Raw genomic sequence first — 24,344 nt, 5'->3', positions numbered from 1 at the left:
CCATGTTTGATGTTAGTTTTTCGGCGGATTTCCCCAGATTGGATGGAGGAGATTGGCCATGAAGAAGCGATACTCGGTGGAGCAGATTGTTGCGGTGCTGAAGCAGGCGGAGCTGGGCCTGCCGGTGGCTGAGCTGACGCGCCGGGTCGGCATTTCCGAGCAGACCTTCTATCGCTGGAAAAAGCAGTACGCTGGACTGGAGACAGACCAGGTCCGGGAGTTCAAGCAGCTCGCGGAGGAGAACACCCGGCTGAAGAAGCTCGTCGCGGAGTTGAGCCTGGACAAAGCCGTGCTGCGGGACGTGCTGTCAAAAAAGTTTCCCGGCCCGCGCTCATGAAGGAGGTTGTGGCCTACGTGGCGAGCCGCCACGGCTACAGCGAGCGCCGGGCTTGTTCTCTGACGCGTCAACACCGCTCGACGCAGCGCAAGCCGAGCACGCGGGATCCGCGTCTCGAGATCCGTCAGCGCATGCGCGAGATCGCGGCGACCCGAATCCGCTATGGCTACCGACGCATCCACATCATGCTCCGGCGCGACGGCTGGGAGGTCGGCCGCAACCTCGTCTGGCGTCTATACCGCGAGGAGGGCCTGTCCCTGCGCAGCAAGCGGCCAAGGCGGCGCAAGATGGCAGTGCACCGGGAGGCACGCTGCATTCCCAGACGACCAAACGAGGCCTGGAGCCTGGATTTCATCCACGATCAGCTCAGCCAGGGCACCAAGTTCCGAGCGCTGACGGTGGTCGATGTCTACAGCCGTGAAGGCTTGGCCATCGAGGTGGGCCAGCGGCTCCGGGGCGAGCACGTGGTCGAAGTGCTGAACCGCTTGGTGCGCCAGCGCGGTGCCCCGAAGTATATGTTTGCTGACAATGGGGCGGAGTTCACTGGTCAGCTGATCGACCTGTGGGCCTATCACCACGGCGTGCGGATCGACTTCTCGCGCCCTGGCAAGCCGACGGACAATGCGTTCATCGAGACGTTCAACGGCTCGCTGCGCGACGAGTGCCTGAACCTGCACTGGTTTGAAACGGTGGCCGAGGCACGGGCGGTGATCGAGGCTTGGCGACGGGACTACAACGAGAGCCGACCTCAGATGGCTCTTGGCCAGCGGACGCCGCAGGAATACCTTTTGCTGACACGCCCTTCACCAGCGGTGGAGGGTTCGACGACCGGCGAGGGCTAACACTGCACCTGGACCACCAAAGCCAAGCGCCTCAGGCTCCGCCGGGCTCACTTTACCGGCGGTCCGTTTCTAAGGGGGCAGGTCACCATAGCTCGTGCCGCTCAGAACCGCCGCCTCACAAGCGGATCGCCCTCGCGGATCGCTCGGGTGAGGCGGTTGCTGGCGCTAACACGCTTTAGCGGGGAAACGCACGATCCAGCCGGCCCCCTTCGCACTGTCGCCGCTGCCACGCGTCGAGCTCGTCGCTAATGCTCCCTCGAGCTGGGCGGCCAGGGCCCTTACCAAGCGTAGACCGATCCCCGTCCCCTGCGGCGGTGTACCTGGATTGAAGCCAACGCCGTCGTCTTCCACCGTCAGCACCAGTTCCTCTCCCTGCCGGCGCAGCGTGACCCAAATGTTCCCGTCTCGACCATCCGCAAAGGCGTATTTGAGAGCGTTACCCACCAGTTCATTCACGATGAGGCCCGCAGGAATGGCCCGCGCGATAGGTAAAGGCTGGGCCTCAGCGTCCACCTGAAAGGCAACGGGGCGCACGGCCTCGGTGCTGCTCTGAAGGTCGGCCATGAGTCCCTCAATGAACTCCTTCATGTTCACGGTAGCGTCAGACCACCAGTAACTCTCCAGGTACCGGTTGACCCGCGCCGCGGCCGCGACCCTCTCCGAGACTTCAGTGAGGGCCTGTGAGACGCTTCTGCTTTCAATGTTAGGCATCGCCGCCTGAAGCTGGATCATGGCCAAGAGGCGCTGGCTGTCATTGCGTGAGCGGTGGACCATCTCCTGCAGCAGCGTATCGCGGTCTGAAGCGGCCCTGGCGAGCGCCACCGCGCTTTCTTCAGCCTGCTTGCGGCGCTCCGAAACCTCCTTGAGGGCTCCATGAAGGGCCTCCAGGAGCGAGACGACCAGCAAAGAGGACAGGACGAAATAAAGGAGCGCGCCAAACTCTTGAGCCTCCTCGGGCCAGAGATCCCTGCTCGGCTCCACAAAGAAAAGTGCCGCCGCGACGCTGCTGAGAGCCGTCGCATAGAAACCGCTCATCCGGTCGAAGACCGCCGCAGTGATGACGATGGCGGGATAGAACGTGAAGTAGGGTCGGCCAGGCTCCGTCCCGAAGAGGGCATACCGTGCCAACGCAGCGGCAAGGATCAGCACCGTAGCGCCCGCATAGCGCACTGCGATCGGAAGGGCGCGGGTTGTGGCGGTCAGCAGAAAAAGCTGCACCATGGGGCTCGGAGGGACGGGCATCAGGAAAGATACCTATTTTTTGCACGGCCGGCTAAGGGCACACCGGGCGTCAAAACGTACGTATGGGCACAGAAGTTTGACAAAGATGGGAGATGCCCTGCTCAGGGTGCTGCTCGCTGAGGACGAAGCGATCATTGCCCTCTTCTTTCGCGAAGAATTGGAGCAGTGGGGCTGCAAGGTCACATGGGCGCCGAATGGCGAGCGCGCCCTGTCCGAAGCTCAGACTGGCGCAGTCTTTGACGTGTTGGTGACTGACCTCAAGATGTCTGGTCTGAGGGGCGAGGATCTGATCCGCCAGTTGCGGGAGACACGGCCTCTGCTGCCCGTTGTTGTGGTGACTGGGAGCCCCCCCACGGGTGGGGCGGCCTCCCTCAGCCGAGAGGGCGAGGGCCCGCTCACCCTTCTGATCAAGCCCACTTTGACTAGTGATATCTTGAGGGCCTTCACGAGCATGGGCCTTCTTGGCGCGTCTCCTTCTCTGTCGCTGTGATGGCCGTTGCCCCCCAAGGGACACATCCCTCAGGAGCTTTGGCCCGTACTCTGAACCCAGCCATGGTCACGAGATTTTTTGATAATTTTCCCACGTGTCCAGACGCCGCACTACTTGAATTTTTCCGCGAACGGAAGCTGCCGTACTGACTGACTGTCCGCAAAGGGCGGATGCGAGAGTAGAGCGTTGATCCGGCACAATTGTGCTGGAGGTCGCCATGCCCGACCGCCCCTATCCCTCCGACCTGAGCGACGGCGAATGGACGGTGCTGGAGCCACTGCTTCCGCGCCCGTCCCGCCTCGGGTGTCCGCTGAAGTGGCCACGCCGGATGATGGCGGAGGCCTTCTTCTATCTTGTCCGATCCGGCTGCGCGTGGCGCATGCTGCCGCGCCACTTCCCGCCCTGGCAAACGGTTCATTCGCAGCTGACCCGCCGGCGCAAGGACGGCACGCTCAAGCACCTGCACGACAGGCTGCGCGAGCACGCCCGCGAAAAGGCGGGGCGAAGCCGCGAAGCCTCGGCAGGAGTGATCGACTCCCAGACAGCACGCGCCACGGGCGCAGGCGGCCCTGAACGCGGGTTCGACGCAGGCAAGAAGACCTTCGGGCGCAAACGCCACCTGCTGGTGGATGCCTCTGGGTTGATCCTCCTCGCCCACATCCATGCAGCTAGCCTGCACGACACGGCAGGGGCGCGGCAGATGGTCGAGATGACGTCATCTAGCGCGTTGCCCCGTCTCGAACTGGTCTGGGCGGACGGAGCTTACACTGGCCCTTTCGCCAGGTGGCTGGACCAGGCCAGAGGATGGCGTGTCGGGGTGCCATTTCACCGTCAGCGCCAAGCGTGGCGTCCCGGCCTGGAGGACAAGCCCAAAGGCTTCCAGGTCATCCCGCGCAGGTGGGTGGTGGAACGCACCTTCGCATGGCTTTCGCGCTCCCGCCGCCTCGCCCGTGACTACGAGCGGCTGCCCGAAACCGGCATCGCCATGATCCACACCGCCATGAGCCGCATCATGCTTCGCCGCCTCGCTTGATCAACGGAAGCCACTTTGCGGACAGTCAGTGACAACCGGAGGAGTCGACCCCGCCCGGACAAAGGCTGCCGGGCGCTCAAGCGGTCGCTTATCCGCACCTCAGGAGACCTATGCAGATTATGCCCGCCGCCAAGAAGGCGAGACCGGCCGGGGCCGCGTCTCATATGGTCCATTGGGTCTCAACCGGTATCTCACTCCGGCCCCCCGGTCCGGTCCCGCACAGCCAGATCCGCTGCCTCCAGGAGCATGGCGACACGGTCAGCCAGCGCCTTCACATCAATCGGCTTGCGCAGAAGGGAGAAAGCGCCGCTGAGCGCGCCAGACATCGCGAGTTCCGCCGTGTCTGTCGCGAAACCGGTCAGCAGGATAGCCGGAAGACCCGGCCGCCGGCGCTGGGCGTCCTGGATGAGCGCCAGGCCATCCATCTCCGGCATGGATAGATCGGATACCAAGAGATCCACCTCCTCGCGGCTGTCCAGGACCGCCAGTGCATCCGACGCCCTCTCAGCGGTCCGAACGGTGAACCCAGATGCCCTCAGCCCCTCCGCGGTGATCTCACGCACGACTGCCTCGTCATCCACGACCAGAAGATGTCCTCGCCTCCCCTGTGCCGGCACTGGCACATCCGCAATGGAACGGTGCGGCTTCCGCAGATCCTCCTCGGCGGCCGGCAGCCAGATTGACACCGTCGTGCCTCGGCCGAGCTCACTTTCGACGGCAAGGGCTCCGCCTGATTGTTCTGCGAAGCCGCGCGCCATTGCGAGGCCGAGCCCGGTCCCTTTGCCTCGCGGCTTTGTCGTAAAGAAGGGTTCAGACACATGCGCCAGCACTTCTGGGGGAATGCCCACACCGGCATCACGCACGGACATTCGCACGTAGGCGCCCGGCTGGAGCTGCGGCCGCCGTCTCGCGCCCTCCCCGGCGATTAGCGCCGCTGCAGCGGACAGCTCGATCGTCCCCTGGCCACTCAGGGCGTCCCGCGCGTTTGTGGCGAGGTTCACCAGGACCGTCTCCAACTGTCCTTTGTCGGCGAGCATCTGCGGAAGACCGGCCTCGACCTCCAGTTTCACCCGTATCCCCCCGCCAAGGGTGTGTGCGAGCACCTCCTGCATGCTCTCGAGGAGATCTCTAACGTCCAGCGGCTCTGCACGCAGATCGGCACGCCTAGAGAAGGCTAGAAGGCGTCGCGTTACGGCCGAGCCCCGCCCTGCAGCCTCTCGGACCATCCCGGCAATCCGGAGCACGCGCGACGGATTGTCCGCTGAGTCCTCAATCAGCTTCGCGCCGCCCCCCACGGCCTGGAGGACGTTGTTGAAGTCATGTGCAATACCTCCGGCGAGTTGACCGAGCGCCTCCATGCGCTGCGCCTGGGCAAGCCGCGCCTGAGCGTCCTCGCGCGCCGCCACCTCCTGGCGCACGCGTGCCTCGAGTGCCTCGTTCAGGGCGCGCAGCGATCCCTCACTCGCCCGCAAGGCGGCCTCGGCCTCGGCGAAGCCGTGTCGCAACACCTCGAGTTCCGCAATGCCAGCAGGTGGGTTGCTGGTGGCCAAGGGCGCGGCCCGACCGGCAGCGAGAGCTTCGGCATGGTGGCGGAGTTGCTGAACAGGCTGGAGAATGCGACGCGCGACGAACGCCGCCGCGAGCCCACCAAGGATGACGGCCAAAGTGCCGCTCGCCAGGAGCACGAGGAGCGGCCAGCGCCAGGCTGCGTCAAAGCGTGCTGCGGGATCAGCGACGAAGACGGTCCATCCCTTTGCGGTGGGCACGGTCGCGAAGCCAAAGACGCGCTCCACTCCATCGAGAGCGATCGCGCGATAGACACCCCCTTCCATCCCCGCGAAGAGCCGGACGTTCTCGGCAGGCAAGGGCCGCCCGACGAGACGGTCGTGTGATGCGTCGGAGCGCGCGACGAGGATGGCGCGGGAGTCGGCTACCGCCGCGAAGGCCCCATCGGAAAGAGCCTGCGCCGCGAGCAAGTCGCGGAAACGTTCAGCACCTATGGCCGCGACGGCGACGCCCACCGCCTCCCCTGTCCTGTCTCTCAGAGGAATCGCAATCGAGACCACAGGCCGGCCGGAGAGTGAGCCGATCACGAGATCCCCAACAGCGGGCTGTCCCGAAGTGAGCGCACTTTGCACCGCTGCGGACGAGGATGCGGGCGGCATGGGGACGCCGAGTGGACGAAGGGAGCTAAGCACCTGCTCTCCATCGGGGGCTAGGACCGCTACGGTTGCCCCATACATCTGGCCGATCCGAACCGCCTGGGCATGCACGGCAGCCGGGTCGCGCGGCTGAAGAGGGTAGCTCCCAAGGGCGGGCGAAGCTGCGAAAGCGGAGAGAGCGCCCACGATCCCGCCGAAGTCACGGTCGATGGCGAGGGAGAGGCCACGTGCTGTGGCCAGGAGCCGTGCCTCAGCCGCCTCCTGCCGGCTCTCTGTGACGCTCCATACAGCTGCTCCACCTGCAACGAGAGGCGGCACGAGGGCGATCGCCACGAGGCCTACGAGGAAGGTGGAAAGTCTCGGGATACGAGGCGCGCCGTATTCGCCGCGTGTTGCGGCGGATGAATCTTCAGCGCTCATGACCAGACACGCGTATCGGCCTCGCCTCCGTCACGCGCGTGAGAGTCGTGTCCAAAGCTGTCATCCTCCGTACCAGGCAGGGAGCGCACGGCTAATCAGCGGCAACGCGCCCGTGCGCTGGGCGCACGGGGCGACCAAGCAGAGCGGGACGAGGAACAGGCCCCTCACGGCTTGGCCTGCACGCATGAGAATTCCACACTCGCACGCCCGTATTGGGAATACGAGGCAGTGTGGGAGGCGGTGACGTTCGCCTCGGCCACAAGGCCGCGCTGGGCACAATGGGCCTGGGCGGATTGGATGGCTTGGGTTTCGGCGCCTCCAGCCGTCCAGGTGTTGTCCGTGGTCGCGCGGTAGCGGTTGGCGCCGAGCTGAACGACAGCCGTCTCGGCGCAGGCCGCCAGCAGGATCAGCAGGGCAAACGGGGCAGAGGCGCGGCTCATGCCTGCCAAGCTATCATTTGAAGGTAGAGCGCCTGCAACCTGCTTTGTGGTGGTGCTCACTCCTCCTGCATCATCGGCTCCGGCCCGCCTCGCTGGATCCCCCGGCGTTCCGCGTGTCGGCGCAGATGCTCAACAGCGCGCCTCGGTGCTGAAACTCGACGCAGCGCGGGCGCGCCAGCCACTCCTCCGTGGTCATCCCGCCCCCAACCTAGCTGCCCGGCGTATGCCCATGGGAACGGCGCAGTGGCATCCTCCGCAGTCGGTCGAGAGGTGATAGCGATCCGCGCTGCCGAGGTAGACCGCGACGGGGAGGAGGGGCTCGCCCTCGGTACGAGACATGAGCGAAGGCTGCGCCCTCGTCTCCCCGCGCCGCAAGATTGTCCAGGAGATTTTTCCCAGCCTCATCGATCTAAACGGGCCGAAGCGCGGAGCCATAGGGCCGCGGCAAAACACCCTGTCTAGGTAAGGCTAGGCCCGCGCAGAACCAGGAGCGCGTTGGTGACCGCGCGACCGAGCTCCTCGGAGGAATAGGGTTTGGCCAGCCATCCGACCGGCGATGCCTCCCGGTTCCCCTGTTCGCGCGTTCGATCGTCGGCGTGCGCGCTGACGAACAGGCTACGGATTCCCAAGCGCTGAAAGATCTCAGCCGCAGCCTCCAAGCCACTGCTGCCCTCGGCCAGCCGGATGTCCATGAGCACGAGGTCAGGGCGTGCCGCCTCCGCAAGGGCAATGGCCTCATCTGCCGTCGTGGCGGGACCCAGCACCTCATGGCCCGCGTCGGTCAGAATCATTTCGGCGTTCAGCCCGATCAGATAGTCGTCCTCAACCAGCAGCAGGCGTGCCCTGTCCTTCCGGGCCCGAGCGCCGGAGCTGGGTTCAGGCACTGCGTAGCGCCTCTGATCCTGCGCCTCCAAAGACCACCGAGCGGGCAGCGCAGGGAGGAAAGCCTGCAACAAGAATTGAACACCCATCTGTCAATTCCCAGCCTGTCGTTCTGCTTCCAGCTGAGGCGGCCGGAAGCGGACCGAGGACCGCGCGCCGCCAAGCGCACTCTGTCCCAGCGTGACCGTGCCACCCATCTGACGCGCCAAGCCCCGCACGAGGCCCAATCCTGAGGCGCGACGCCCTGCTTCTGGAGCCGCCGACGGAAAGCCAGCCCCACCATCCTCGACCGTGAGTTCCAGTATGCCCCCCTCCAGCTCATCCAATGACACGCGTATGGGCACTAGGGGCCCGCCCGCAGAGCCATGCTTCACCGCGTTGGTCAGCAGCTCGTTCAAAATCAGGGCGAGTGGTACCGCCGTGTCATTGGGGATTTCAGCTTGCCCGGATGCGATGGCAAGGTGTCCCTCGGCGCCGAGCGATTTGGCAATGAGTGCGCCGAGGTGGCCGAGAAACGTGGCGGCCGCCACGCCCCGGATCGCGCCCTCCTGATGTAGGAGCTGATGGACCGCACCTGCAGCGGAAAGCCGGCGTGAGACCTCCCGGAGCACCGCCGCTGGTTCCTTGCCACCTTCCCGCTCGGCGGCCTGAAGCAGGCTGACAAAAGTCTGGAGGTTGTTCTTCACACGGTGGTGCAGTTCCCGCACAAGCAGTTCCCGGTCGCGGAGCGCTTCCTCAAGTCGTGCCTGCAAGTGGCGCCGTCGCCGCACCTCATCGTGAAGATCGCCAATCTTGCGGTTGAGTTCTGCAAAGCGCTGGTCGTTGCCCTCGACGAGACGCAAGAGGACCCGGGTTCCTCCACCTCCACCGATGCGGCTGGCTTGGCAGCGGAACCGCTGGCTGCCGCTCGTGGCTATCCGGAGGGTAACCACGCCTGGCAGCGAGGACGCCGTTCCGGAGGCCCGATGGAGCAGAGCCGAGAATGCTTCTCCATCCTCCGGCGTGTCGCACAGCGACGCAAGGTTGACGCCGGTCGCCTCTCCTGGGGAGAGAGCAAGGCTCTGGATGGCAGGTCCGTTGGCGTACAGGACCACTCCCTTGCCGTTCACCAGAACCGCAGGTTCTGCCAGGACGGCAATCACAGCCCGGGCGCCTGCATCCGCCTCAGTCATCTTTACGGAAGTATTCTCGCATACCGTGCCGGACACCGTCCGAGGGCCGGAGATAAACAACGACGCGGCAGCCTTCGTGACCCTGCGCGATAGTGCGCTCCAAGGAGACAGCCGCATAGCCCAGGTTTTCCGCGGCAATGGCGCCAAACACGTTGGACGTCATCATGCAGAGCGAGGGCCGGCCCAGCACAAGCTCCCCGAATGGGCACGCCCGATTGCCGAAGACGATGCGGTCCTCCGATTCCTCGATGACGAAGAAGTCGCCTTGAATGCGGCGTTTGAGATCGACGAGCACCGCCGCCACCTGGTCACGGGACAGCCGGTCCACCGAAAGGGCGCTGCGGTAGGCGTGATCGATGTGCTCGCCGATGCTCGCACCCACGACGCTGATATAGCCTGACGCTTCCTGGACGCCGACAACGTCCTGGAGGGTCCCTGCCAACTCACGGAGGAGACGCCGGAGGAAGACATCGCGTTCCAAAGGGAGGGGGAGGCAGGCCACGTTCTTTGTGGCGCCGATCTCGGTGGCTGGGTGGTCCATTGACGTGTTCCTCTGAAGGTGACGCCAGGGATGGTTCCGACGAGCTGACTGTATCGGAAGGCCGCCACCACCGCTAGGCTCGGTCAGACTCAAGTGTGCTGGCCCTACTGAACCCCCGCGCCCGCGCGAGGCACTCGCGCTCGATAGTGGGGCACTTTCTTCCCCGCCGCCGCTTTCTGCATGGCGCCCTCCACCGCCAGGATGGCGAGCGACGCGCCGGACGACCAAGCAAAGCTCGTTCGACGGAGCATGCCGCCGTGGCGTGGCACTTGAGAAGACAGCATTACGTATGGCGGGAGGTAGGATCGGGCGCAGGGATTTATGGATCGCCGTCCGGTCAATGTCCGGTTTGGCTTCGCGACCTCGCCAGATGGGAGATCGCGCTCTCACGCGTAATCCAAGGGTTTGATTGAAAATAGAATGGCGCGCCCGGGAAGATTCGAACTCCCAACCCCCAGATCCGTAGTCTGGTGCTCTATCCATTGAGCTACGGGCGCTGACCGTGGACGGGGAGATAACGCCGCGTGCGATGCGGCGCAACCCCCCTCGCCCATGCGTTTTACGCGGCGAGCTTCTCCAGCTCACGCAGGATGGCCTCACCCATCACGGCGGTGCCGACGCGCGCGAGGCCGGGCTGCATGATGTCGGCCGTGCGCAGGCCGCCGGCCAGCACCTTCTCCACCGCCGCCTCGATCATCCGCGCATCCTCCTCCATGCCGAAGGACCAGCGCAGCAACATGGCGAAGGACAGCATCTGCGCCGACGGATTCGCGACGCCGCGCCCCGCGATGTCAGGCGCGGAGCCATGGATCGGCTCGTACAGCGCATGACGCTTGCCCGAAGGCTGCACGGCGCCGAGCGTCGCGGAGGGTAGCATGCCGAGCGAGCCGGTAAGCGCCGCCGCGAGGTCGGACAGCACGTCGCCGAACAGGTTGCTCGCCAGGATCACGTCGAACTGCTTGGGGCGCGAGCAGAGCTGCATGGCCGCGTTGTCCGCGTACATGTGCTCCAGCTCCACGTCCGGGAACTCGGCTTGGTGAACCTCACTCACCACCGCGCGCCACAGGCGCCCGGACTGCATGACGTTGGCCTTCTCGGTGCTCGTCACCTTGTTGCGGCGCTTGCGGGCGAGGTCGAAGGCCACGCGCGCGACGCGGGCAATCTCGTCCTCCGTGTACACCTCGGTGTCGATGCCGGTGCGCTTGCCGTCGGGTCCGGTGTGCACGCCGCGCGGTTCGCCAAAGTAGATGCCGCCTGTGGACTCGCGCACGATCATGATGTCGAGCCCGCGCACGACATCCGCCTTCAGCGACGACGCGTCCACCAGCGGGTCCAGCACCACGGCGGGGCGCAGGTTGGCGAAGAGCCCCAGATCCTTGCGGAGCCGCAGGATGCCCAATTCCGGCCGCTGCTCGAAGGGCAGCTTGTCCCAGCGCGGGCCGCCGACGCTGCCGAACAGCACGGCATCGGCGCGCATCGCGGCCTCCACCGTCGAATCGGGGCAAGGCGTGCCCGTGGCCTCTATGGCGGCGCCGCCGACAAGGCCTTCCTCGATGTCGAAGGACGCGGCGCGGCGCCGGCCCATCCAGTCGATGACGCGGCGGACCTCGCCCATCACCTCCGGGCCGATGCCGTCGCCCGGCAGGACGAGCAGCTTCTTGTTCGCGCTCATGCGAAAAGCCAGGGCTGGGAAGCGCGCTGCCGCGTTTCGTAGGAGTCGATGGAGTCCTTGTGCTCGAGCGTCTGGCCGATGTCGTCCAGGCCGTTGAGCAAGCAGTGGCGGCGGAAGGCATCCACTTCGAAGGGGATCTCCTCCCCATTCGGACGCACGACCACCTGACGCTCGAGGTCCACGGAGAGGCGCGCATTGCCGCCCATCCGCGCATCCTCCATCAGCTTCTCGCACACCTCACGCGGCAGCTTCACCGGCAGGATGCCATTCTTGAAGCTGTTGTTGTGGAAGATGTCCGCGAAGTCGGGAGCGATGACGCAGCGGATCCCGAAGTCGAGCAGCGCCCAGGGCGCGTGCTCGCGCGAGGAGCCGCAGCCGAAATTCTCGAAGGCCACGAGGATCTCGGCCTTGCGGTACGGCTCCTGGTTCAGCACGAAGTCCGGGTTCTCGGACCCATCCTCGCGGAAGCGGAAATTGGCGAAGAGGTGCCGGCCCAGCCCGGTGCGCTGGATGGTCTTGAGGAAGCGGGCCGGAATGATCTGGTCCGTGTCCACATTGGCCTTGGGCAGCGGCGCTGCGATGCCCGTGAGCGTGGTGAAAGGCTTCATCGCGGCTGCCACTCCCTGACGTCGGCGAGGTGCCCGGCCAGCGCGGCCGCGGCGGCCATGGCGGGGCTGAGCAGGTGCGTGCGCCCGCCCGGACCCTGGCGGCCCTCGAAGTTGCGGTTGGAGGTGCTGGCGCAGCGCTGTCCCGGCGTGAGCTTGTCCGGGTTCATGCCGAGGCACATGGAGCACCCGGCCTCGCGCCACTCGAACCCGGCCTCCTTGAAGACCTGGTCCAGCCCTTCCGCCTCGGCCTGCTGCTTCACGAGGCCGGACCCGGGCACCACCATGGCGCGAACGCCGTCCGCGACCTTGCGGCCCCTGGCGATGTCGGCGGCGATCCGCATGTCCTCGATGCGCGAGTTGGTGCAGGAGCCGATGAAGACGACGTCCACCTTGAGGTCCGTCAGCTTTTGCCCGGCCTGAAGCCCCATGTAGTCCAGCATGCGCTTCACCTGCGCCTGCCGCGCCTCGTCGGCGAAGCTGGAAGGATCGGGCACGGTGCCGGTGATGGGCAGCACGTCCTCGGGGCTGGTGCCCCAGGACACCATGGGCAAGATCTCCTCGGCCCGCAGCGTCACTTCCTTGTCGAACACCGCGCCGGGGTCGCTGGGCAGCGACCGCCACCAGGCCACGGCGCGCTCGAGAGCCTCGCCCTGCGGCGCGTGGGGCTTGCCCCGCACGTACTCGAAGGTCGTCTCGTCCGGCGCCACCATGCCGGCGCGGGCGCCCGCCTCGATGGACATGTTGCAGATCGTCATGCGCCCGGCCATGTCGAGGGCGCGGATCGCCTCGCCGGCGAACTCGATCACGTGGCCTGTGCCGCCGGCCGTGCCGATCTTGCCGATAATGGCGAGGACGATGTCCTTCGCGGTGCAGCCGAGGGGCAGCGTGCCGTCGACCGTCACGCGCATGTTCTTGGCCGGCTTCTGCAGCAGCGTCTGCGTGGCGAGCACGTGCTCCACCTCGCTCGTGCCGATGCCGAAGGCCAGCGCGCCGAGGGCGCCATGGGTGGAGGTGTGGCTGTCGCCGCAGACGATGGTCATGCCGGGCAGCGAGAGCCCCAGCTCCGGACCGATGACGTGGACGATGCCCTGTCGCGCGTCGAGCAGCGGGATGTAGGGCACGCCGAACTCGACGACGTTGCGCTCCAGCGTCTCGACCTGGAGGCGGCTCTCGGGGTCGGTGATGCCAGTGCGGCGCGTGGCGTCGGTGGCGATGTTGTGGTCCACCACGGCGACCGTGGCGTCGGGCCGGCGCACCGGGCGGCCGGCAGCGCGAAGCCCCTCGAAGGCCTGCGGGCTCGTCACCTCGTGGACGAGGTGGCGGTCGATGTAGAGGAGCGCCGTCCCATCGGGCAGCGTCTCGACCACGTGATGGTCCCAGATCTTGTCGAACAGCGTGCGGGGCCGTGCTTCGGCCATTGTGCGTTCCCCCGACGGTAGAAACAGGAAGGGCCGCAACCCTACGGCTGCGGCCCCTGGTGGGTCAGCCCTGCGCCTGGGCTTCGGCCTTGGCCGGGTCGGTCCGCAGACCCAGCTTCTCGGCGATGCGCGCCGACTTGCCGGTGCGCCCGCGCAGGTAATACAGCTTCGCGCGCCGGACCTTGCCGCGGCGCACCACGCTGATCTCCGCGATGGACGGAGAGTGCAGCGGGAAGACGCGCTCCACGCCCTCGCCGTAGGAGAGCTTGCGGACGGTGAAGTTGCTGTGCAGCCCGCGGTTGGAGCGCGCGATCACCACGCCCTCATAGGCCTGGGTGCGGACGCGCTCGCCCTCGACCACCTTGACCATCACGCGGACGGTGTCGCCGGCGGCGAACTCGGGAACGGGGCGCTCGGCGAGAAGGCGCTGCTTCTGCGCCTCGTCGAACTGCTGCAACAGGTTCATGGCACTAGTCCTTTCGATTCAATCCGTTTAGGCCGCCGCGCCTTCGCGGGCAACCAGATGTCGGGTCCAGAGGTCAGGGCGCCGCTCCCGCGTCGCCGCCTCCATTTCTCCGCGCCGCCAGCGCGCCACCTCGGCATGGTGGCCCGAGAGCAGCACCGGCGGCACCGCGCGCCCCTGCCATTCGGCCGGGCGCGTGTAGTGCGGGTATTCGAGCAGTCCCGCGGAGTGGCTTTCTTCCACCCCGCTCTCGGCCGCGCCCATCACGCCGGGCAGCAGCCGCACGCAGGCATCCAGCAAGGTCAGCGCCGCCATCTCCCCGCCGCTCAGCACGAAATCCCCCAGGGAGACCTCCTGCATGGCGCGGTGCTCGATCACGCGCTGGTCCACCCCCTCGTAGCGGCCGCAGAGCAGCACCACGCCGGGGCCGGCGGACAGCTCGCGGACCAGGGGCTGGTCCAGGAGGCGCCCGCGCGGCGTCAGGTAGATCAGCGGGCGCGCATCGCCTTCCGGCATGGCTTCCGCGATGGCCGCGTCCACCACGTCGGGGCGCATCACCATGCCCGCGCCGCCGCCGAAGGGCGTGTCGTCCACGGTGCGGTGCCGGCCGAGCCCATGGGTGCGGATGTCCCGCGCCTCCAGCCGCCAGATCCTGTCGCGCAGCGCGCGGCCAGCGAGGGATTCGCCCAGCGGCCCGGGAAACATCCCGGGAAAGAGCGTCAGGCAGGTGGCGTGCCAGCTCATTCCGGCTTCGCCTCCACCTCGTCGGGCGGGGCCACGACGACGCGGCCGCCCTTCACATCCACCACCGGAACGGCGGCGCGGGTGAACGGGACCAGCCGCTCCGGCGTCGAGTCCAGCACCAGGAAGGGACCGCCACCATGGTCTTCCACGGCTCGGACCCGGCCAAGCGCCTCGCCCGCCTCCGTCACCGCCTCCAGCCCCTGGAGGTCGGCGAGGTAGAACTCCTCCTCCTCCGGCTCCGGCATGGCGTCGCGTGGGACGAAGAGCTTGGTGCCGGTCAGGCGCTGCGCCTCGTCGCGGTCCGCCACCCCCTCGATGCGGGCGAGGTCATCGGCCAGCATGGTAAGGGCGAAGCGCCGCTGCCCATCCTCGGAGAAGAGCGGGCCATAGGCGGCGAGGTCCCGCGGCGCGGCGGTGAAGCTGCGGACGCGCAGAAGGCCCCGCACGCCGTGCGGCCGCCCGATCTCGCCCAGCAGGATCATCCCCGACGCCACGCTCGCTCACCCCAGGCGGATGCTCAGCCAGCCGCCGCGGCTGCGGCCGCGCGCTCCTGCGCCTTCTTCTTCGGCGCGGACTGCTTCGGCTGCTCGGGGAACACGGGCATGGGAATGATGCCGGCCTTGCCGAGGAACTTGGCGACGCGGTCGGTCGCCAGCGCTCCCTTGCCCAGCCATTCCTTGATCTTGTCGTCCTGCAGGCGGATGCGGTCCGCGTGCTCGGCCGGCAGCATCGGGTTGTAGGAGCCCAACTTCTCGATGAAGCGGCCGTCGCGCGGCGAGCGGCTGTCGGCCACCACGATGTGGTAGTAGGGGCGCTTCTTGGCGCCGGCGCGGGCGAGGCGAATCTTCAGACCCATGAACTAACTCTCCTGCTTGCTTTCAGAATGGTCGCTTGCCGAGGCCGGGAAGGAGCGAGGCGAGGCCGCCGCGCATCATGCCCTTCTGACCCATCTTGTTCATGCGCTTCATCATGTCGCGCATGTCCTCGAACTGCTTGAGCAGCCGGTTCACCTCCTGGACGGAGGCGCCTGAGCCGGCCGCGATGCGCCGCTTGCGCGACGCCTTGATGATCTCGGGCGCGCGGCGCTCCTTCGGCGTCATGGAGCCGATGATCGCCGACTGCTTCTTCAAGATGGTGGTGTCGAGGTTGGCGTTCTCGATCTGCGCCTTCAGCTTGCCGACGCCCGGCAGCATCCCCAGCATCCCCGAAAGGCTGCCCATCTTGCCGATCTGCTTGAGCTGGGCCGCGTAGTCCTCCAGCGAGAACTGGCCCTTCTGCATCCGGGCGGCGAGCTTCTCCGCCTCCGCCTGGTCGATCGTCTCCGCCGCGCGCTCGACCAGGGAGACGATGTCGCCCATGCCGAGGATGCGGCCCGCGATGCGGTCGGGGTGGAATTCCTCCAGCGCGTCCAGCTTCTCGCCGGCGCCGAGCAGCTTGATCGGCGCGCCGGTGACGGCCCGCATGGAAAGCGCCGCGCCGCCGCGCGCATCGCCATCCACACGCGTCATGACGATACCGGAGACGCCGACCTTCTCGTTGAAGGCACGCGCCGTGTTCACCGCGTCCTGGCCGGTCATGGCGTCCACGACCAGCAGCGTCTCGTGCGGCTTCACCGCGGCCTTCACCGCCGCGACCTCGGCCATCAGCGCCTCGTCGATCGCGAGGCGGCCCGCGGTGTCCAGCACCACGACGTCGAACAGCTCGCGCCGCGCCTGGTCCATGGCGCGCTCGGCGATCTGCAAGGGCGTCTGGCCGGCGACGATCGGAAGCGAGGCGACCTCGGCCCGCTTCGCCAGCTGCTCCAGCTGGAGCTGCGCTGCCGGGCGATGCACGTCCAGCGAGGCGAGCAGGACTTTCTTGCGCTCCTTGCCGCGCAGCCGCAGCGCGATCTTGCCCGAGGTGGTCGTCTTGCCCGAGCCCTGGAGGCCCACCATCAGGATGGGCACCGGCGCCGGCGCGTTCAGGTCAAGGCCGCGCGGGCCTTCGTCGTTGCCGCCCAGCGCCTCCACCAGCGCGTCATGGACGATCTTCACCACCTGCTGGCCGGGCTGGATGGAGCGGATCACCTCCTGCCCCACCGCGCGCTCGCGCACCTTGGCTGTGATGTCCTTCACCACCGGAAGGGCGACGTCGGCTTCCAGCAGCGCGATCCGGACCTCGCGCAAGGCATCGTTCACATCGTCTTCGGACAGCGCGCCCCGGCCGCGCAGCCGGTCGAACACCCCCTGAAGCCGGTTGCCCAATGCCTCGAACACGAAGAACCCTTTCCAAACGACATTGCGCCGCTGCGCGAGCCTTCGCGAAGCGGCGGCGATCCCATCGGGGACCGGATGATGGGCCTTCCCTAGTCGGGATCGGCCCCAGGGTCAACCGGTAAGACGGGACCGGCGCTCACTTGGGCGCCAGCACCATCACCATCTGGCGGTTCTCCAGCCGAGGCATCGACTCGACCTTCACGAGCTCGCCAAGCTCCGTCCGGATCCGCTCCAGCAGCTTCACGCCAAGTTCCTGGTGCGCCATCTCGCGGCCACGGAAGCGGAGGGTCACCTTGACCTTGTCGCCCTCGCCAATGAAGGACCGCGCCTGCCTCATCTTCACGTCGTAGTCGTGGTCATCAATGTTCGGGCGAACCTTGATTTCCTTGATCTCGACGACTTTCTGCTTTTTGCGGGCCTCGTTGGCCTTCTTCTGCTGTTCATACTTGAACTTGCCGTAGTCGGTGATCTTGCAGACCGGCGGCACGGCATTCGGACTGATCTCGAGCAGGTCCATCCCGGCCTGATAGGCCCGATAGAGCGCGTCGCGGATGCTCAGCACCCCCAACATCTCGCCATTCTCGTCAATCAGGCGGACCTGTGGGACGCGGATCTCCTCGTTCACGCGGGGCCCCTCGCGGGTGGGAGGGACGGGCGGCATTGGACCTCGGGCTATTGTCTTCTCCTGTCGTGGTGACTGTGTGACGGCTGCTTTATGGTGCCGCGCGCGTCAAGGTGCAACCATCAGATCAGGCGCCCTCGCCTCGCGGGCCAGCATCTCCGCCGCTTCCGCCAAGGGAAGCACCTGCTGCTCCCGTCCCGGCAGGCGGCGCAGCACGACCTTGCCTTGCTCGGCCTCGCGCCTTCCGATGACGGCAAGGTAGGGGGTGCGCTGCTCGATGTGGAACGGGACCTTGGCGTTGATCTTCTCGTTCCGGAAATCCGTATCGACGCGCAGCCCGGCGGAGCGGAAGGCCGCGGCCACTTCCCGCGCAAAGGGGGCGGCATCGTCCACGATGGTCGCCACCGCCACCTGCACCGGCGCCAGCCAAAGCGGGAAGCGGCCGGCATGCTCCTCGATGAGGATGCCAAGGAAGCGCTCGAAGCTACCGAGGATCGCTCGGTGCAGCATGACGGGCCGCTTGCGGGTGCCGTCCTCGGCCACGTACTCGGCGTCGAGCCGCTCGGGCAGGACGAAATCCACCTGCAGCGTGCCGCACTGCCAATCGCGGCCGATCGCGTCGCGCAGCACGAATTCCAGCTTGGGTCCGTAGAAGGCACCCTCGCCCGGGTTCAGCTCGTACTCGACGCCGGCGATGCGGCAGGCTTCCTTCAGCGCGCCCTCGGCGCGGTCCCAGGTGGCGTCGTCGCCCGCCCGCTCCTCCGGCCGGTCGCTGAACTTCACCTGAAAGGCCTCGAAGCCGAAGTCGCGGTAGACTTGGGAAAGCAGCGCCACGAACTTCACCGTCTCGTCGGCGATCTGCGATTCCTCGCAGAAGATGTGGGCGTCGTCCTGGGTGAAGGCGCGTACGCGCATGATGCCGTGCAACGCGCCCGAAGGCTCGTAGCGGTGGCAGGCACCGAACTCGGCCATGCGCAGCGGCAGCTCGCGGTAGGAGCGCAGGCCATGGTTGAAGATCAGCACGTGGCAGGGGCAGTTCATCGGCTTCAGCGCCAGGAGGCGATGCGCCTCGTCCTGGTCCTCCACCGTCGCCATGAACATGTTCTTGCGGTAGTTCTCCCAGTGGCCGCTTGCTTCCCACAGCTTGCGGTCCAGCACCTGTGGGGTCCGAACCTCCTGGTAGCCCGCATCGTCCAGGCGACGGCGCATGTAGTCCTGCACGATCTGGTAGAGGCGCCAGCCCCTCGGGTGCCAGAAGATCGAGCCCGTCGCCTCCTCCTGAAGGTGGAACAGGCCCATCTCCTTGCCGATGCGGCGGTGGTCGCGGCGCTCCGCCTCCTCCAGCATGGTGAGGTAGGCGTCGAGCTCCTTCCGGTCGCGCCAAGCGGTGCCGTAGATGCGCGACAGCATCGGGTTGCCCGCCTTGCCGCGCCAATAGGCACCCGCGACCTTCATCAGCTTGAAGGCGTCGCCGATGTCGCCCGTGGAGCGCATGTGCGGTCCCCGGCACAGATCCTCCCAGCCGCCCTGGTCGTAGAGGGAGATGACCTGGTCCTCGGGCAGGTCGCGGATCAGCTCGACCTTGAAGCGCTCGCCCTTACCCTCGAACAGCGCCACCGCCTCCTCGCGCCGCACCTCGCGCCGGGTGAAGGCGGCGCCGCGCGCGATGATGTCGCGCATCTTCGCCTCAATCGCGGCGAAGTCCTCCGGGGTGAACGGCTGGTTGCGGTGGAAGTCGTAGTAGAAGCCGTTCTCGATCGGCGGGCCGATCGTGACCTGCGTGCCGGGGAAGAGCTCCTGCACCGCCTCGGCCAGGACATGGGCCGCGTCGTGGCGGATCATCTCCAGCGCCTCGCTGTCCTTGCGGGTGATGAAGCGCAGCCTCGCATCCGCCTCGATGCGGGTGGCGAGGTCCACCAGCTTGCCATCCAGCTCCATCGCCAATGCTGCCTTGGCGAGGCCAGGGCCGATGCTCGCCGCGACCTCGGTGCCCGTCACCGCGCCGTCGAACGGGCGGGTGGATCCGTCGGGCAGGGTGATCACGGGCATGATGGGCAAATTCCTCGGAAACGGGCGCGGACCATGGGGAAGGGCCGCAAAAGGGTCAAGGCCGGATGGGCAGCGTCGCCAGCGCCGCGGCCGCGGAGACTGCGCCAATGGGCTTCCCGCGCAGCACCGCCACACCTGGCCCCCGTGGGGCGCAAAGGGCCGGGTCGCTCTCCGCGCCGAAGATCGCGAGGGTGGGTGTTCCGCAGGCTGCGGCGAGGTGGGTCGGGCCGGTGTCGTTGCCCACGCACAGCGCGGCGTGGCGGGCGATGGCGCCCAGTTCCCGCAGGGTGGTCCGTCCGCAGAGGTCCAGCGCGCCGGGGATGGCAGCGGCCAGCGCGGACTCGGATGCGCTTCCGACCACCACGCAGGGCATGCCCATCCCCAGCGCCACCTTGGCGAAGCGTTCCACCGGCCAGCGCTTGCCGGGGCGGGCGGCGCTGGCGCCAGGAACCATCAGCGCATAGCGGGACGGCAGGCGGAAACGCGACAGATCGGCATCCAGCCAGGACAGGTCGGGCACTGGGAAGTGGCGGATGCCGGCCATCTCCAGCTGCTCGCGCTGGCGGTCCAGCGTGTGCATGGCATCGCGTGCCGGATTCGCGTGGGGGTGGGAGGCGCCGCGCGCGACCCCCGACCACTCCGCGCTGCGCAGGAACCACCGGTAGCGGGAGGAGCGCCCGGAGGTCTGCAGGTCATAGACGCGGCTAAATCCCCCCCTGCGCAGGCCGCGCGCAAGGCGCAGCATCGCCCCGAGATTTCCCCAGCCGGGCCGGCCGTCCGCACGGATGGTGTCGAACCAGGGCGCACCCGCCAGCAGCGCCGCGAAGGGCGGCGTGGTCAGCAAGGTGATGTGGGCGTCGGGATGATGCGCGCGGATCGCGGCGAAGGGCCCGAAGGCCTGCACCACGTCGCCCAGCGCGGACAGCTTGATGACCAGGATGCGCTTCATCGGCCTGGAAGAAGCTCGCGATACACGGCGAGCGTGGCCTCCTGCATGGCCGCCAGGGTCGGCACCCCGGCGCGCGCGGCCGCGCCGATCGCGGCTCGTGCCGCCGGTGGTAGCGCCAGCACCTCGCGCACGGCCTGAGCGAGCGCGGCGGGGTCGCCCGGGGGCACCAGCCAACCCGTCGCGCCGTGCCGGACCGTCTCGCGCGGGCCGCCGAGGTCGGCGGCGATGACGGGGCGCGCCATGGCCTGGGCCTCGATCACGGTGCGGCCGAAAGCCTCCGGCTCCGTGCTGGCGTGGATCACCACGTCGGCGGCGGCCAGGGCGGCAGGCATGTCGGTGACGTGCCCGGCGACGTGCAGCCGCTCCGCGACGCCCAGTGCCGCCGCGCGCTCCAGCAACGAAGCCACCAGACCCTGCCGCCCCTGTGCATCCCCCGCGAGGACGGCGTGGGCCTCGGGCAGATGCACCAGCGCGTCCACCAGCACCTCCTGCCCTTTCCAACGCGACAGGCGTGCCGGGAGCAGCAGCAGCTTCGCCCCCTCCGGAACCCGCCATCCCGCGCGCATCGCCATGACCCGCGCCGCCGGCACGGTGCCGGGATCGAAGCGGGCCGGATCCACGCCGCGCGGGATCAGGCGGACGCGATCGGGATGGATGCCGTGGATGCGGATGAGGTGTTCGGCGATGAAGCGGCTGATGGCGATGATGCGATCGCCGCTGGCCATCACCGAGTTGTAGAAGCGCTTGCCCGGAAAGCCCTCATTGTAGGTGCCGTGATAGGTGGTGACGAAAGGCACGCCAAGACGCCGCGCCGCGCCCAGCGCCGCCCAGGCTGGGGCGCGGGAACGCGCATGGATCAGCGACACGCCCTCCTTCCGCGCCACCTCAGCGAGCCGCCGGGCGTTACGCCAGATCGCCCATGGCGCCTTGGCGGCGAGGGGGAGCGTCACATGCGCCTCGCCCAGCCCCTCCGCGAGACGGCCGCCCTCGCTCGCGACCAGGGGACGCCAGCCGGCAGCGGCGATCGCCTCCGCGATCTCGACCGCGCCGCGCTCCACGCCACCCGAGTCGAGGGCGGGAAGCACCTGCAGGATGGTCGGGGGAACAGCCATTTCCATTCCGGGTTAGCCCTGCCATGCGCCAAAGCCTACCCCCCTGCCCCCACGCGGCGATGCGCCTTGGAGGCGCCCAGCCGCGGCCGCAGATGCCCCGCCGCCGTGATGGGCAGCCAGTTCGGCGGGTTACCCGGCCCGATGCAGGACGGGATGGCGGCGATCGGTGCGTCGGGATTGGGATTGCAGAAGAATGCGACCGGGAAGCGCTTAGCCGTCGGCGCGCGGACGCGGTGGAGGCTCATCAGGCGCACTTGGTCCAGCGCATGAGGCAGCCGTCGATGTTGCAGCAAAGGGCGCCGAAGCCCGAGCCCAGGCACGCCGTCATTCGCCAGCACTGTGACGTGGCCATGGCCGTGGGAATGTCGGGGATGGGGAACGCCATTGCAGAAGCACGATGGCGCGCGCGGGGCCTGTCAGCGCGGCTTGCCAAGCCGCGCGCCCCAATGCCATGCGAAGGCATGGACGAAACGACCATTCTCGCGCCCGACGGAACTCCCCTCGCCTATCGCCGCCAGGAGGGGCGCGGGCCCGGGGTGGTGTTCCTGGGCGGGTTCAACAGCGACATGACCGGCACCAAGGCGGAATACCTCGCCGAATGGTGCGCGTCGCGCGGGCGCGCCTTCCTCCGCTTCGACTATAGCGGCCATGGCGCAAGCGGCGGCCTCTTCGAGGACGGCACCATTTCCCGCTGGCTGGCGGATGCGGAGGCGGTGCTGCTCGCGCTGACCGAGGGCCCGCAGGTGCTCGTCGGTTCCTCCATGGGCGGCTGGATCGCTACGCTCCTGGCCCTGCGGCACGCAGAGCGCGTCTGCGGTCTTGTCGGCATCGCGCCTGCCCCCGACTTCACCCAGGAACTGATGTGGGCCGGCTTCACGCCGGAAATCCGCTCCGCCATCGCCCGCGACGGGGTGTGGATGCGGCCCAGCGAGTACGGCGCCCCCTTCCCGATCACCCGCGCGCTGATCGAGGACGGCCGACACAATCTCGTGCTCGGCGGGCCGATCGCGCTGCAATGCCCGGTTCGCATCCTCCAGGGCGACGCCGACCCCGACGTGCCCTGGCGTCACGCGCTGAGGCTGATGGAGGCGCTGGAGTCGGAAGACGTTCAGTTCACCTTGGTGAAGGGCGGCGACCATCGCCTGTCATCGCCCCGCGACCTTTTGCTGCTCGGCCGCGCCGTCGGCGCGTTGCTCGGCGAGGATGGCGCGTAGCCCCTCGCGAAAGCTCGGATACAGCCAGTCCAGACCGAGCACAGCCTTGGTTCGGCGGTTCAGCACGGTGCGCGACTCGGCCCAGAAGGAGCGTGCCATCGGGCTCATCCCCTTCCACGCCTCGGCGAAGGAGACGAGCGGCGGAGGGTCGATGCCGAGCAGCCGTGCCGCCTCTTCCGTCACCCGTGCGGGCTCGGCAGGTTCGTCGTCCACCAGGTGCAGGACGCGCTTTCCGCCAGGCCGCGTCATGGCGGCAAGGCAGGCGCGGGCGATGTCGTCGCGGTGGATGCGGCCGAAGCGGTGCCCGGAACGCTCCACGCGCCGTGCCGTGCCCTGCCGGAGGTCGTCCAGCGCGGATCGGCCGGGACCGTAGATCCCACCGACGCGGAACACATCCAGGGAGCACCGGAGAGCCTGCCATTGCTCCTCGGCCGCGAGGCGGCGTTGCGAGCGGGGCTGGCCCGGTGCGGGTGCCGCTTCCTCGTCCACCGCCGCGCCGCCGCGGTCGCCGTACACACCGGTCGTGGACAGGTAGCCGGCCCATTCCAGCCGCGCGCCGCGCAGCGCCGGACCATGCGCCGCCCAGGCCGGGTCACCCTCCTCACCGGGCGGCACGGTGGACAGGAGGTGCGTGATGCCGTCCAGCAGCACGGGGTCGCCGAAAGGGCGCTCGCCCTCGGCGGGCGGGCGGCGGGTCGAGACGGAAACGCGCCATCCGGCGCGGCGGGCCAAGGTCGCCACGGCGCTGCCGGAGAAGCCCCCGCCCAGGATGAGAAGGTGTCGGTCCATGTCGCTGATCTGGCGTGGAAACTCCGGCATCGCTAGGGTGAGGCCGTGCGGTCCCCCCTCCCCCTCATGCTCGGCTTCGCGAGTTCCCTGGCCCTTGTCGGGGCGGCAGGTTGGTGGCTCTGGCCGACCAGCGCCCAGCCGGAGCGCATAGCGGCAAACGAGATCCCGTCCCTGCCGCTGCCGCCGGAACCGCCCCGCATCGCCGATGGCGAGGATTACGAGAACTGCCTCGCCCTGCTGCGCCGCGACGTGGACGAGGCGCTGCGCTTCGCCCTGGCCTGGGAAGCGACGGGTGGCGGCGAGGGCGCACGGCATTGCCTGGCGCTGGCGACCATCGGCACGGGCGAGCCTTCGCGCGCCGCCGAGCGACTGGAAAGGCTGGCTGCGGGTTCGCGCGCCGGCAACTTGGCGCGGGCCGCAGTCTATGGACAGGCCGCGCAAGCCTGGATGATGGCGGATGCACCCAACCGGGCCTTCGCCGCCATCACCATCGCGCTGACCCTCTCACCCTTCGACGCGGAATTGCTGGTGGACCGCTCCGTGATCCTCGCCAGCCAGCGCCGCTACGGTGAGGCGCTGGAGGATCTGGACCGCGTTCTCGCCATCGAGCCCGACCGGGCCGAGGCGCTGGTCTTCCGCGCCGCCGCCCTGCGCCACCTGGAGCGGCCGGACGAAGCACGCGAGGCGGTGGAACGCGCCCTGACCCTTGCGCCCGACAACGCGGAAGCCCTGCTCGAACGGGGCATCCTGCGGCAGACACGAGGCGACATGCTGGGGGCCCAGGCCGACTGGCGCCGCGCCATCGAACTGGCGCCGGACAGCGCGGCCGCCGAACTGGCGCAGCAGAACCTTTCCCTGAGCGAGTTCGGGCCGGCCCGCCGCTGAGGG

General features: G+C 68.0%; 25 protein-coding genes and 1 tRNA gene. 5 read left to right on the top strand and 21 right to left on the bottom strand.

Going from position 1 to position 24,344, the window contains the following annotated elements:
* Window positions 1–58: 58 nt before the first annotated feature.
* Window positions 59–1,179, top strand: a protein-coding gene (locus OF850_RS02640; protein WP_408906452.1) for an IS3 family transposase whose coding sequence is annotated in 2 segments (ribosomal slippage) — window positions 59–302 and window positions 302–1,179 — 1,122 coding nt in all. Because the reading frame shifts where the segments join, the coding sequence is not laid out codon by codon here.
* Window positions 1,180–1,344: 165 nt separating this feature from the next.
* On the opposite strand, the gene OF850_RS02635 is transcribed toward OF850_RS02640, so the two are convergent.
* A complete protein-coding gene (locus OF850_RS02635; protein ID WP_301588134.1) occupies window positions 1,345–2,400 on the bottom strand; it encodes a sensor histidine kinase in 1,056 nt (351 codons plus the stop codon).
* A gap of 106 nt (window positions 2,401–2,506) precedes the next feature.
* Here OF850_RS02635 and OF850_RS02630 point away from each other — a divergent pair, with 106 nt between their 5' ends.
* Window positions 2,507–2,911, top strand: a complete 405-nt coding sequence (locus tag OF850_RS02630) for a response regulator (protein WP_301588133.1) — start codon at window positions 2,507–2,509, stop codon at window positions 2,909–2,911.
* Between the two features lie 217 nt (window positions 2,912–3,128).
* A complete protein-coding gene (locus OF850_RS02625; protein ID WP_301588132.1) occupies window positions 3,129–3,944 on the top strand; it encodes an IS5 family transposase in 816 nt (271 codons plus the stop codon).
* A 191-nt stretch (window positions 3,945–4,135) separates the two neighbouring features.
* On the opposite strand, the gene OF850_RS02620 is transcribed toward OF850_RS02625, so the two are convergent.
* The 19 genes from OF850_RS02620 to OF850_RS02530 all read right to left on the bottom strand — a co-directional run bounded on the left by OF850_RS02620 (window position 4,136) and on the right by OF850_RS02530 (window position 21,698).
* Entirely contained in the window at window positions 4,136–6,187 is a 2,052-nt protein-coding gene (locus OF850_RS02620) for a hybrid sensor histidine kinase/response regulator (RefSeq protein WP_408906457.1), read from the bottom strand.
* A 503-nt stretch (window positions 6,188–6,690) separates the two neighbouring features.
* A complete protein-coding gene (locus tag OF850_RS02615; RefSeq protein WP_301588129.1) occupies window positions 6,691–6,966 on the bottom strand; it encodes a hypothetical protein in 276 nt (91 codons plus the stop codon).
* Window positions 6,967–7,424: 458 nt separating this feature from the next.
* Entirely contained in the window at window positions 7,425–7,937 is a 513-nt protein-coding gene (locus OF850_RS02610; protein ID WP_301588128.1) for a response regulator, read from the bottom strand.
* Between the two features lie 3 nt (window positions 7,938–7,940).
* Window positions 7,941–8,990 (bottom strand): sensor histidine kinase, encoded by a 1,050-nt coding sequence (locus OF850_RS02605; protein WP_301588127.1) that lies wholly within the window; start codon window positions 8,988–8,990, stop codon window positions 7,941–7,943.
* 22 nt (window positions 8,991–9,012) lie between these two features.
* Window positions 9,013–9,561 (bottom strand): methanogen output domain 1-containing protein, encoded by a 549-nt coding sequence (locus OF850_RS02600; protein ID WP_301588125.1) that lies wholly within the window; start codon window positions 9,559–9,561, stop codon window positions 9,013–9,015.
* Window positions 9,562–9,982: 421 nt separating this feature from the next.
* Window positions 9,983–10,058, bottom strand: a tRNA-Arg gene (locus tag OF850_RS02595).
* Between the two features lie 62 nt (window positions 10,059–10,120).
* Window positions 10,121–11,233, bottom strand: a complete 1,113-nt coding sequence (gene leuB / locus OF850_RS02590; protein WP_301588124.1) for a 3-isopropylmalate dehydrogenase — start codon at window positions 11,231–11,233, stop codon at window positions 10,121–10,123.
* Entirely contained in the window at window positions 11,230–11,841 is a 612-nt protein-coding gene (gene leuD, locus OF850_RS02585) for a 3-isopropylmalate dehydratase small subunit (protein WP_301588123.1), read from the bottom strand. The genes leuB and leuD overlap by 4 nt, the downstream gene beginning before the upstream one ends.
* Entirely contained in the window at window positions 11,838–13,259 is a 1,422-nt protein-coding gene (gene leuC / locus OF850_RS02580) for a 3-isopropylmalate dehydratase large subunit (protein ID WP_301588122.1), read from the bottom strand. The genes leuD and leuC overlap by 4 nt, the downstream gene beginning before the upstream one ends.
* Window positions 13,260–13,323: 64 nt before the next feature.
* A complete protein-coding gene (gene rplS, locus OF850_RS02575; protein ID WP_207536752.1) occupies window positions 13,324–13,725 on the bottom strand; it encodes a 50S ribosomal protein L19 in 402 nt (133 codons plus the stop codon).
* A gap of 27 nt (window positions 13,726–13,752) precedes the next feature.
* Window positions 13,753–14,466: a tRNA (guanosine(37)-N1)-methyltransferase TrmD gene (gene trmD / locus OF850_RS02570; protein WP_301588120.1), complete on the bottom strand. Its 714-nt coding sequence runs from the start codon at window positions 14,464–14,466 to the stop codon at window positions 13,753–13,755.
* Window positions 14,463–14,948 carry a ribosome maturation factor RimM gene (rimM, locus tag OF850_RS02565; RefSeq protein WP_301588119.1) on the bottom strand — a complete coding sequence of 162 codons (486 nt, stop codon included), beginning with the start codon at window positions 14,946–14,948 and terminating at the stop codon, window positions 14,463–14,465. The genes trmD and rimM overlap by 4 nt, the downstream gene beginning before the upstream one ends.
* Window positions 14,949–14,983: 35 nt before the next feature.
* A complete protein-coding gene (gene rpsP, locus OF850_RS02560) occupies window positions 14,984–15,322 on the bottom strand; it encodes a 30S ribosomal protein S16 (RefSeq protein WP_301588118.1) in 339 nt (112 codons plus the stop codon).
* Between the two features lie 22 nt (window positions 15,323–15,344).
* On the bottom strand, window positions 15,345–16,721 hold the full coding sequence (gene ffh, locus OF850_RS02555) for a signal recognition particle protein (RefSeq protein ID WP_301588116.1): 1,377 nt from the start codon (window positions 16,719–16,721) through the stop codon (window positions 15,345–15,347).
* A 136-nt stretch (window positions 16,722–16,857) separates the two neighbouring features.
* Window positions 16,858–17,382 (bottom strand): translation initiation factor IF-3, encoded by a 525-nt coding sequence (gene infC / locus OF850_RS02550; protein ID WP_301588115.1) that lies wholly within the window; start codon window positions 17,380–17,382, stop codon window positions 16,858–16,860.
* A 69-nt stretch (window positions 17,383–17,451) separates the two neighbouring features.
* Window positions 17,452–19,392 carry a threonine--tRNA ligase gene (gene thrS / locus OF850_RS02545; RefSeq protein WP_301588114.1) on the bottom strand — a complete coding sequence of 647 codons (1,941 nt, stop codon included), beginning with the start codon at window positions 19,390–19,392 and terminating at the stop codon, window positions 17,452–17,454.
* 55 nt (window positions 19,393–19,447) lie between these two features.
* The gene (locus tag OF850_RS02540) at window positions 19,448–20,341 is read right to left on the bottom strand and encodes a glycosyltransferase family 9 protein (RefSeq protein WP_301588113.1); all 894 of its coding nucleotides are present in this window, start codon (window positions 20,339–20,341) and stop codon (window positions 19,448–19,450) included.
* On the bottom strand, window positions 20,338–21,453 hold the full coding sequence (locus OF850_RS02535) for a glycosyltransferase family 4 protein (protein ID WP_301588111.1): 1,116 nt from the start codon (window positions 21,451–21,453) through the stop codon (window positions 20,338–20,340). Before OF850_RS02535 ends, OF850_RS02540 begins: the two co-directional genes overlap by 4 nt.
* A gap of 35 nt (window positions 21,454–21,488) precedes the next feature.
* Window positions 21,489–21,698, bottom strand: coding sequence for a hypothetical protein (locus tag OF850_RS02530; RefSeq protein ID WP_301588110.1), 210 nt, complete (start codon window positions 21,696–21,698; stop codon window positions 21,489–21,491).
* A 216-nt stretch (window positions 21,699–21,914) separates the two neighbouring features.
* Here OF850_RS02530 and OF850_RS02525 point away from each other — a divergent pair, with 216 nt between their 5' ends.
* Window positions 21,915–22,667, top strand: coding sequence for an alpha/beta hydrolase (locus tag OF850_RS02525; protein WP_301588109.1), 753 nt, complete (start codon window positions 21,915–21,917; stop codon window positions 22,665–22,667).
* Here the strand turns inward: OF850_RS02525 and OF850_RS02520 are convergent.
* Complete coding sequence (locus OF850_RS02520) at window positions 22,599–23,456, bottom strand: SDR family oxidoreductase (RefSeq protein WP_301588107.1); 858 nt, start codon at window positions 23,454–23,456, stop codon at window positions 22,599–22,601. The two genes, OF850_RS02525 and OF850_RS02520, sit on opposite strands and share 69 nt — an antisense overlap.
* Window positions 23,457–23,501: 45 nt before the next feature.
* Between OF850_RS02520 and OF850_RS02515 the strand changes: the two genes are divergently transcribed.
* The gene (locus tag OF850_RS02515) at window positions 23,502–24,341 is read left to right on the top strand and encodes a tetratricopeptide repeat protein (protein WP_301588106.1); all 840 of its coding nucleotides are present in this window, start codon (window positions 23,502–23,504) and stop codon (window positions 24,339–24,341) included.
* Window positions 24,342–24,344: the final 3 nt, after the last annotated feature.

It is taken from the genome of Sabulicella glaciei (genome assembly GCF_026183895.1).
GTDB lineage: Bacteria > Pseudomonadota > Alphaproteobacteria > Acetobacterales > Acetobacteraceae > Roseococcus > Roseococcus glaciei.
This window is presented reverse-complemented; position numbering and strand designations above follow the sequence as displayed.

Coding starts and splice junctions, on each gene's coding strand:
- OF850_RS02635 (WP_301588134.1), bottom strand. CDS start 2,400: ATGGTGCAGCTTTTTCTGCTGACCGCCACAACCCGCGCCCTTCCGATC.
- OF850_RS02630 (WP_301588133.1), top strand. CDS start 2,507: ATGGGAGATGCCCTGCTCAGGGTGCTGCTCGCTGAGGACGAAGCGATC.
- OF850_RS02625 (WP_301588132.1), top strand. CDS start 3,129: ATGCCCGACCGCCCCTATCCCTCCGACCTGAGCGACGGCGAATGGACG.
- OF850_RS02620 (WP_408906457.1), bottom strand. CDS start 6,187: ATGTATGGGGCAACCGTAGCGGTCCTAGCCCCCGATGGAGAGCAGGTG.
- OF850_RS02615 (WP_301588129.1), bottom strand. CDS start 6,966: ATGAGCCGCGCCTCTGCCCCGTTTGCCCTGCTGATCCTGCTGGCGGCC.
- OF850_RS02610 (WP_301588128.1), bottom strand. CDS start 7,937: ATGGGTGTTCAATTCTTGTTGCAGGCTTTCCTCCCTGCGCTGCCCGCT.
- OF850_RS02600 (WP_301588125.1), bottom strand. CDS start 9,561: ATGGACCACCCAGCCACCGAGATCGGCGCCACAAAGAACGTGGCCTGC.
- leuB (WP_301588124.1), bottom strand. CDS start 11,233: ATGAGCGCGAACAAGAAGCTGCTCGTCCTGCCGGGCGACGGCATCGGC.
- leuD (WP_301588123.1), bottom strand. CDS start 11,841: ATGAAGCCTTTCACCACGCTCACGGGCATCGCAGCGCCGCTGCCCAAG.
- leuC (WP_301588122.1), bottom strand. CDS start 13,259: ATGGCCGAAGCACGGCCCCGCACGCTGTTCGACAAGATCTGGGACCAT.
- rplS (WP_207536752.1), bottom strand. CDS start 13,725: ATGAACCTGTTGCAGCAGTTCGACGAGGCGCAGAAGCAGCGCCTTCTC.
- trmD (WP_301588120.1), bottom strand. CDS start 14,466: ATGAGCTGGCACGCCACCTGCCTGACGCTCTTTCCCGGGATGTTTCCC.
- rimM (WP_301588119.1), bottom strand. CDS start 14,948: ATGATCCTGCTGGGCGAGATCGGGCGGCCGCACGGCGTGCGGGGCCTT.
- rpsP (WP_301588118.1), bottom strand. CDS start 15,322: ATGGGTCTGAAGATTCGCCTCGCCCGCGCCGGCGCCAAGAAGCGCCCC.
- infC (WP_301588115.1), bottom strand. CDS start 17,382: ATGCCGCCCGTCCCTCCCACCCGCGAGGGGCCCCGCGTGAACGAGGAG.
- thrS (WP_301588114.1), bottom strand. CDS start 19,392: ATGCCCGTGATCACCCTGCCCGACGGATCCACCCGCCCGTTCGACGGC.
- OF850_RS02540 (WP_301588113.1), bottom strand. CDS start 20,341: ATGAAGCGCATCCTGGTCATCAAGCTGTCCGCGCTGGGCGACGTGGTG.
- OF850_RS02535 (WP_301588111.1), bottom strand. CDS start 21,453: ATGGCTGTTCCCCCGACCATCCTGCAGGTGCTTCCCGCCCTCGACTCG.
- OF850_RS02530 (WP_301588110.1), bottom strand. CDS start 21,698: ATGAGCCTCCACCGCGTCCGCGCGCCGACGGCTAAGCGCTTCCCGGTC.
- OF850_RS02525 (WP_301588109.1), top strand. CDS start 21,915: ATGGACGAAACGACCATTCTCGCGCCCGACGGAACTCCCCTCGCCTAT.
- OF850_RS02520 (WP_301588107.1), bottom strand. CDS start 23,456: ATGGACCGACACCTTCTCATCCTGGGCGGGGGCTTCTCCGGCAGCGCC.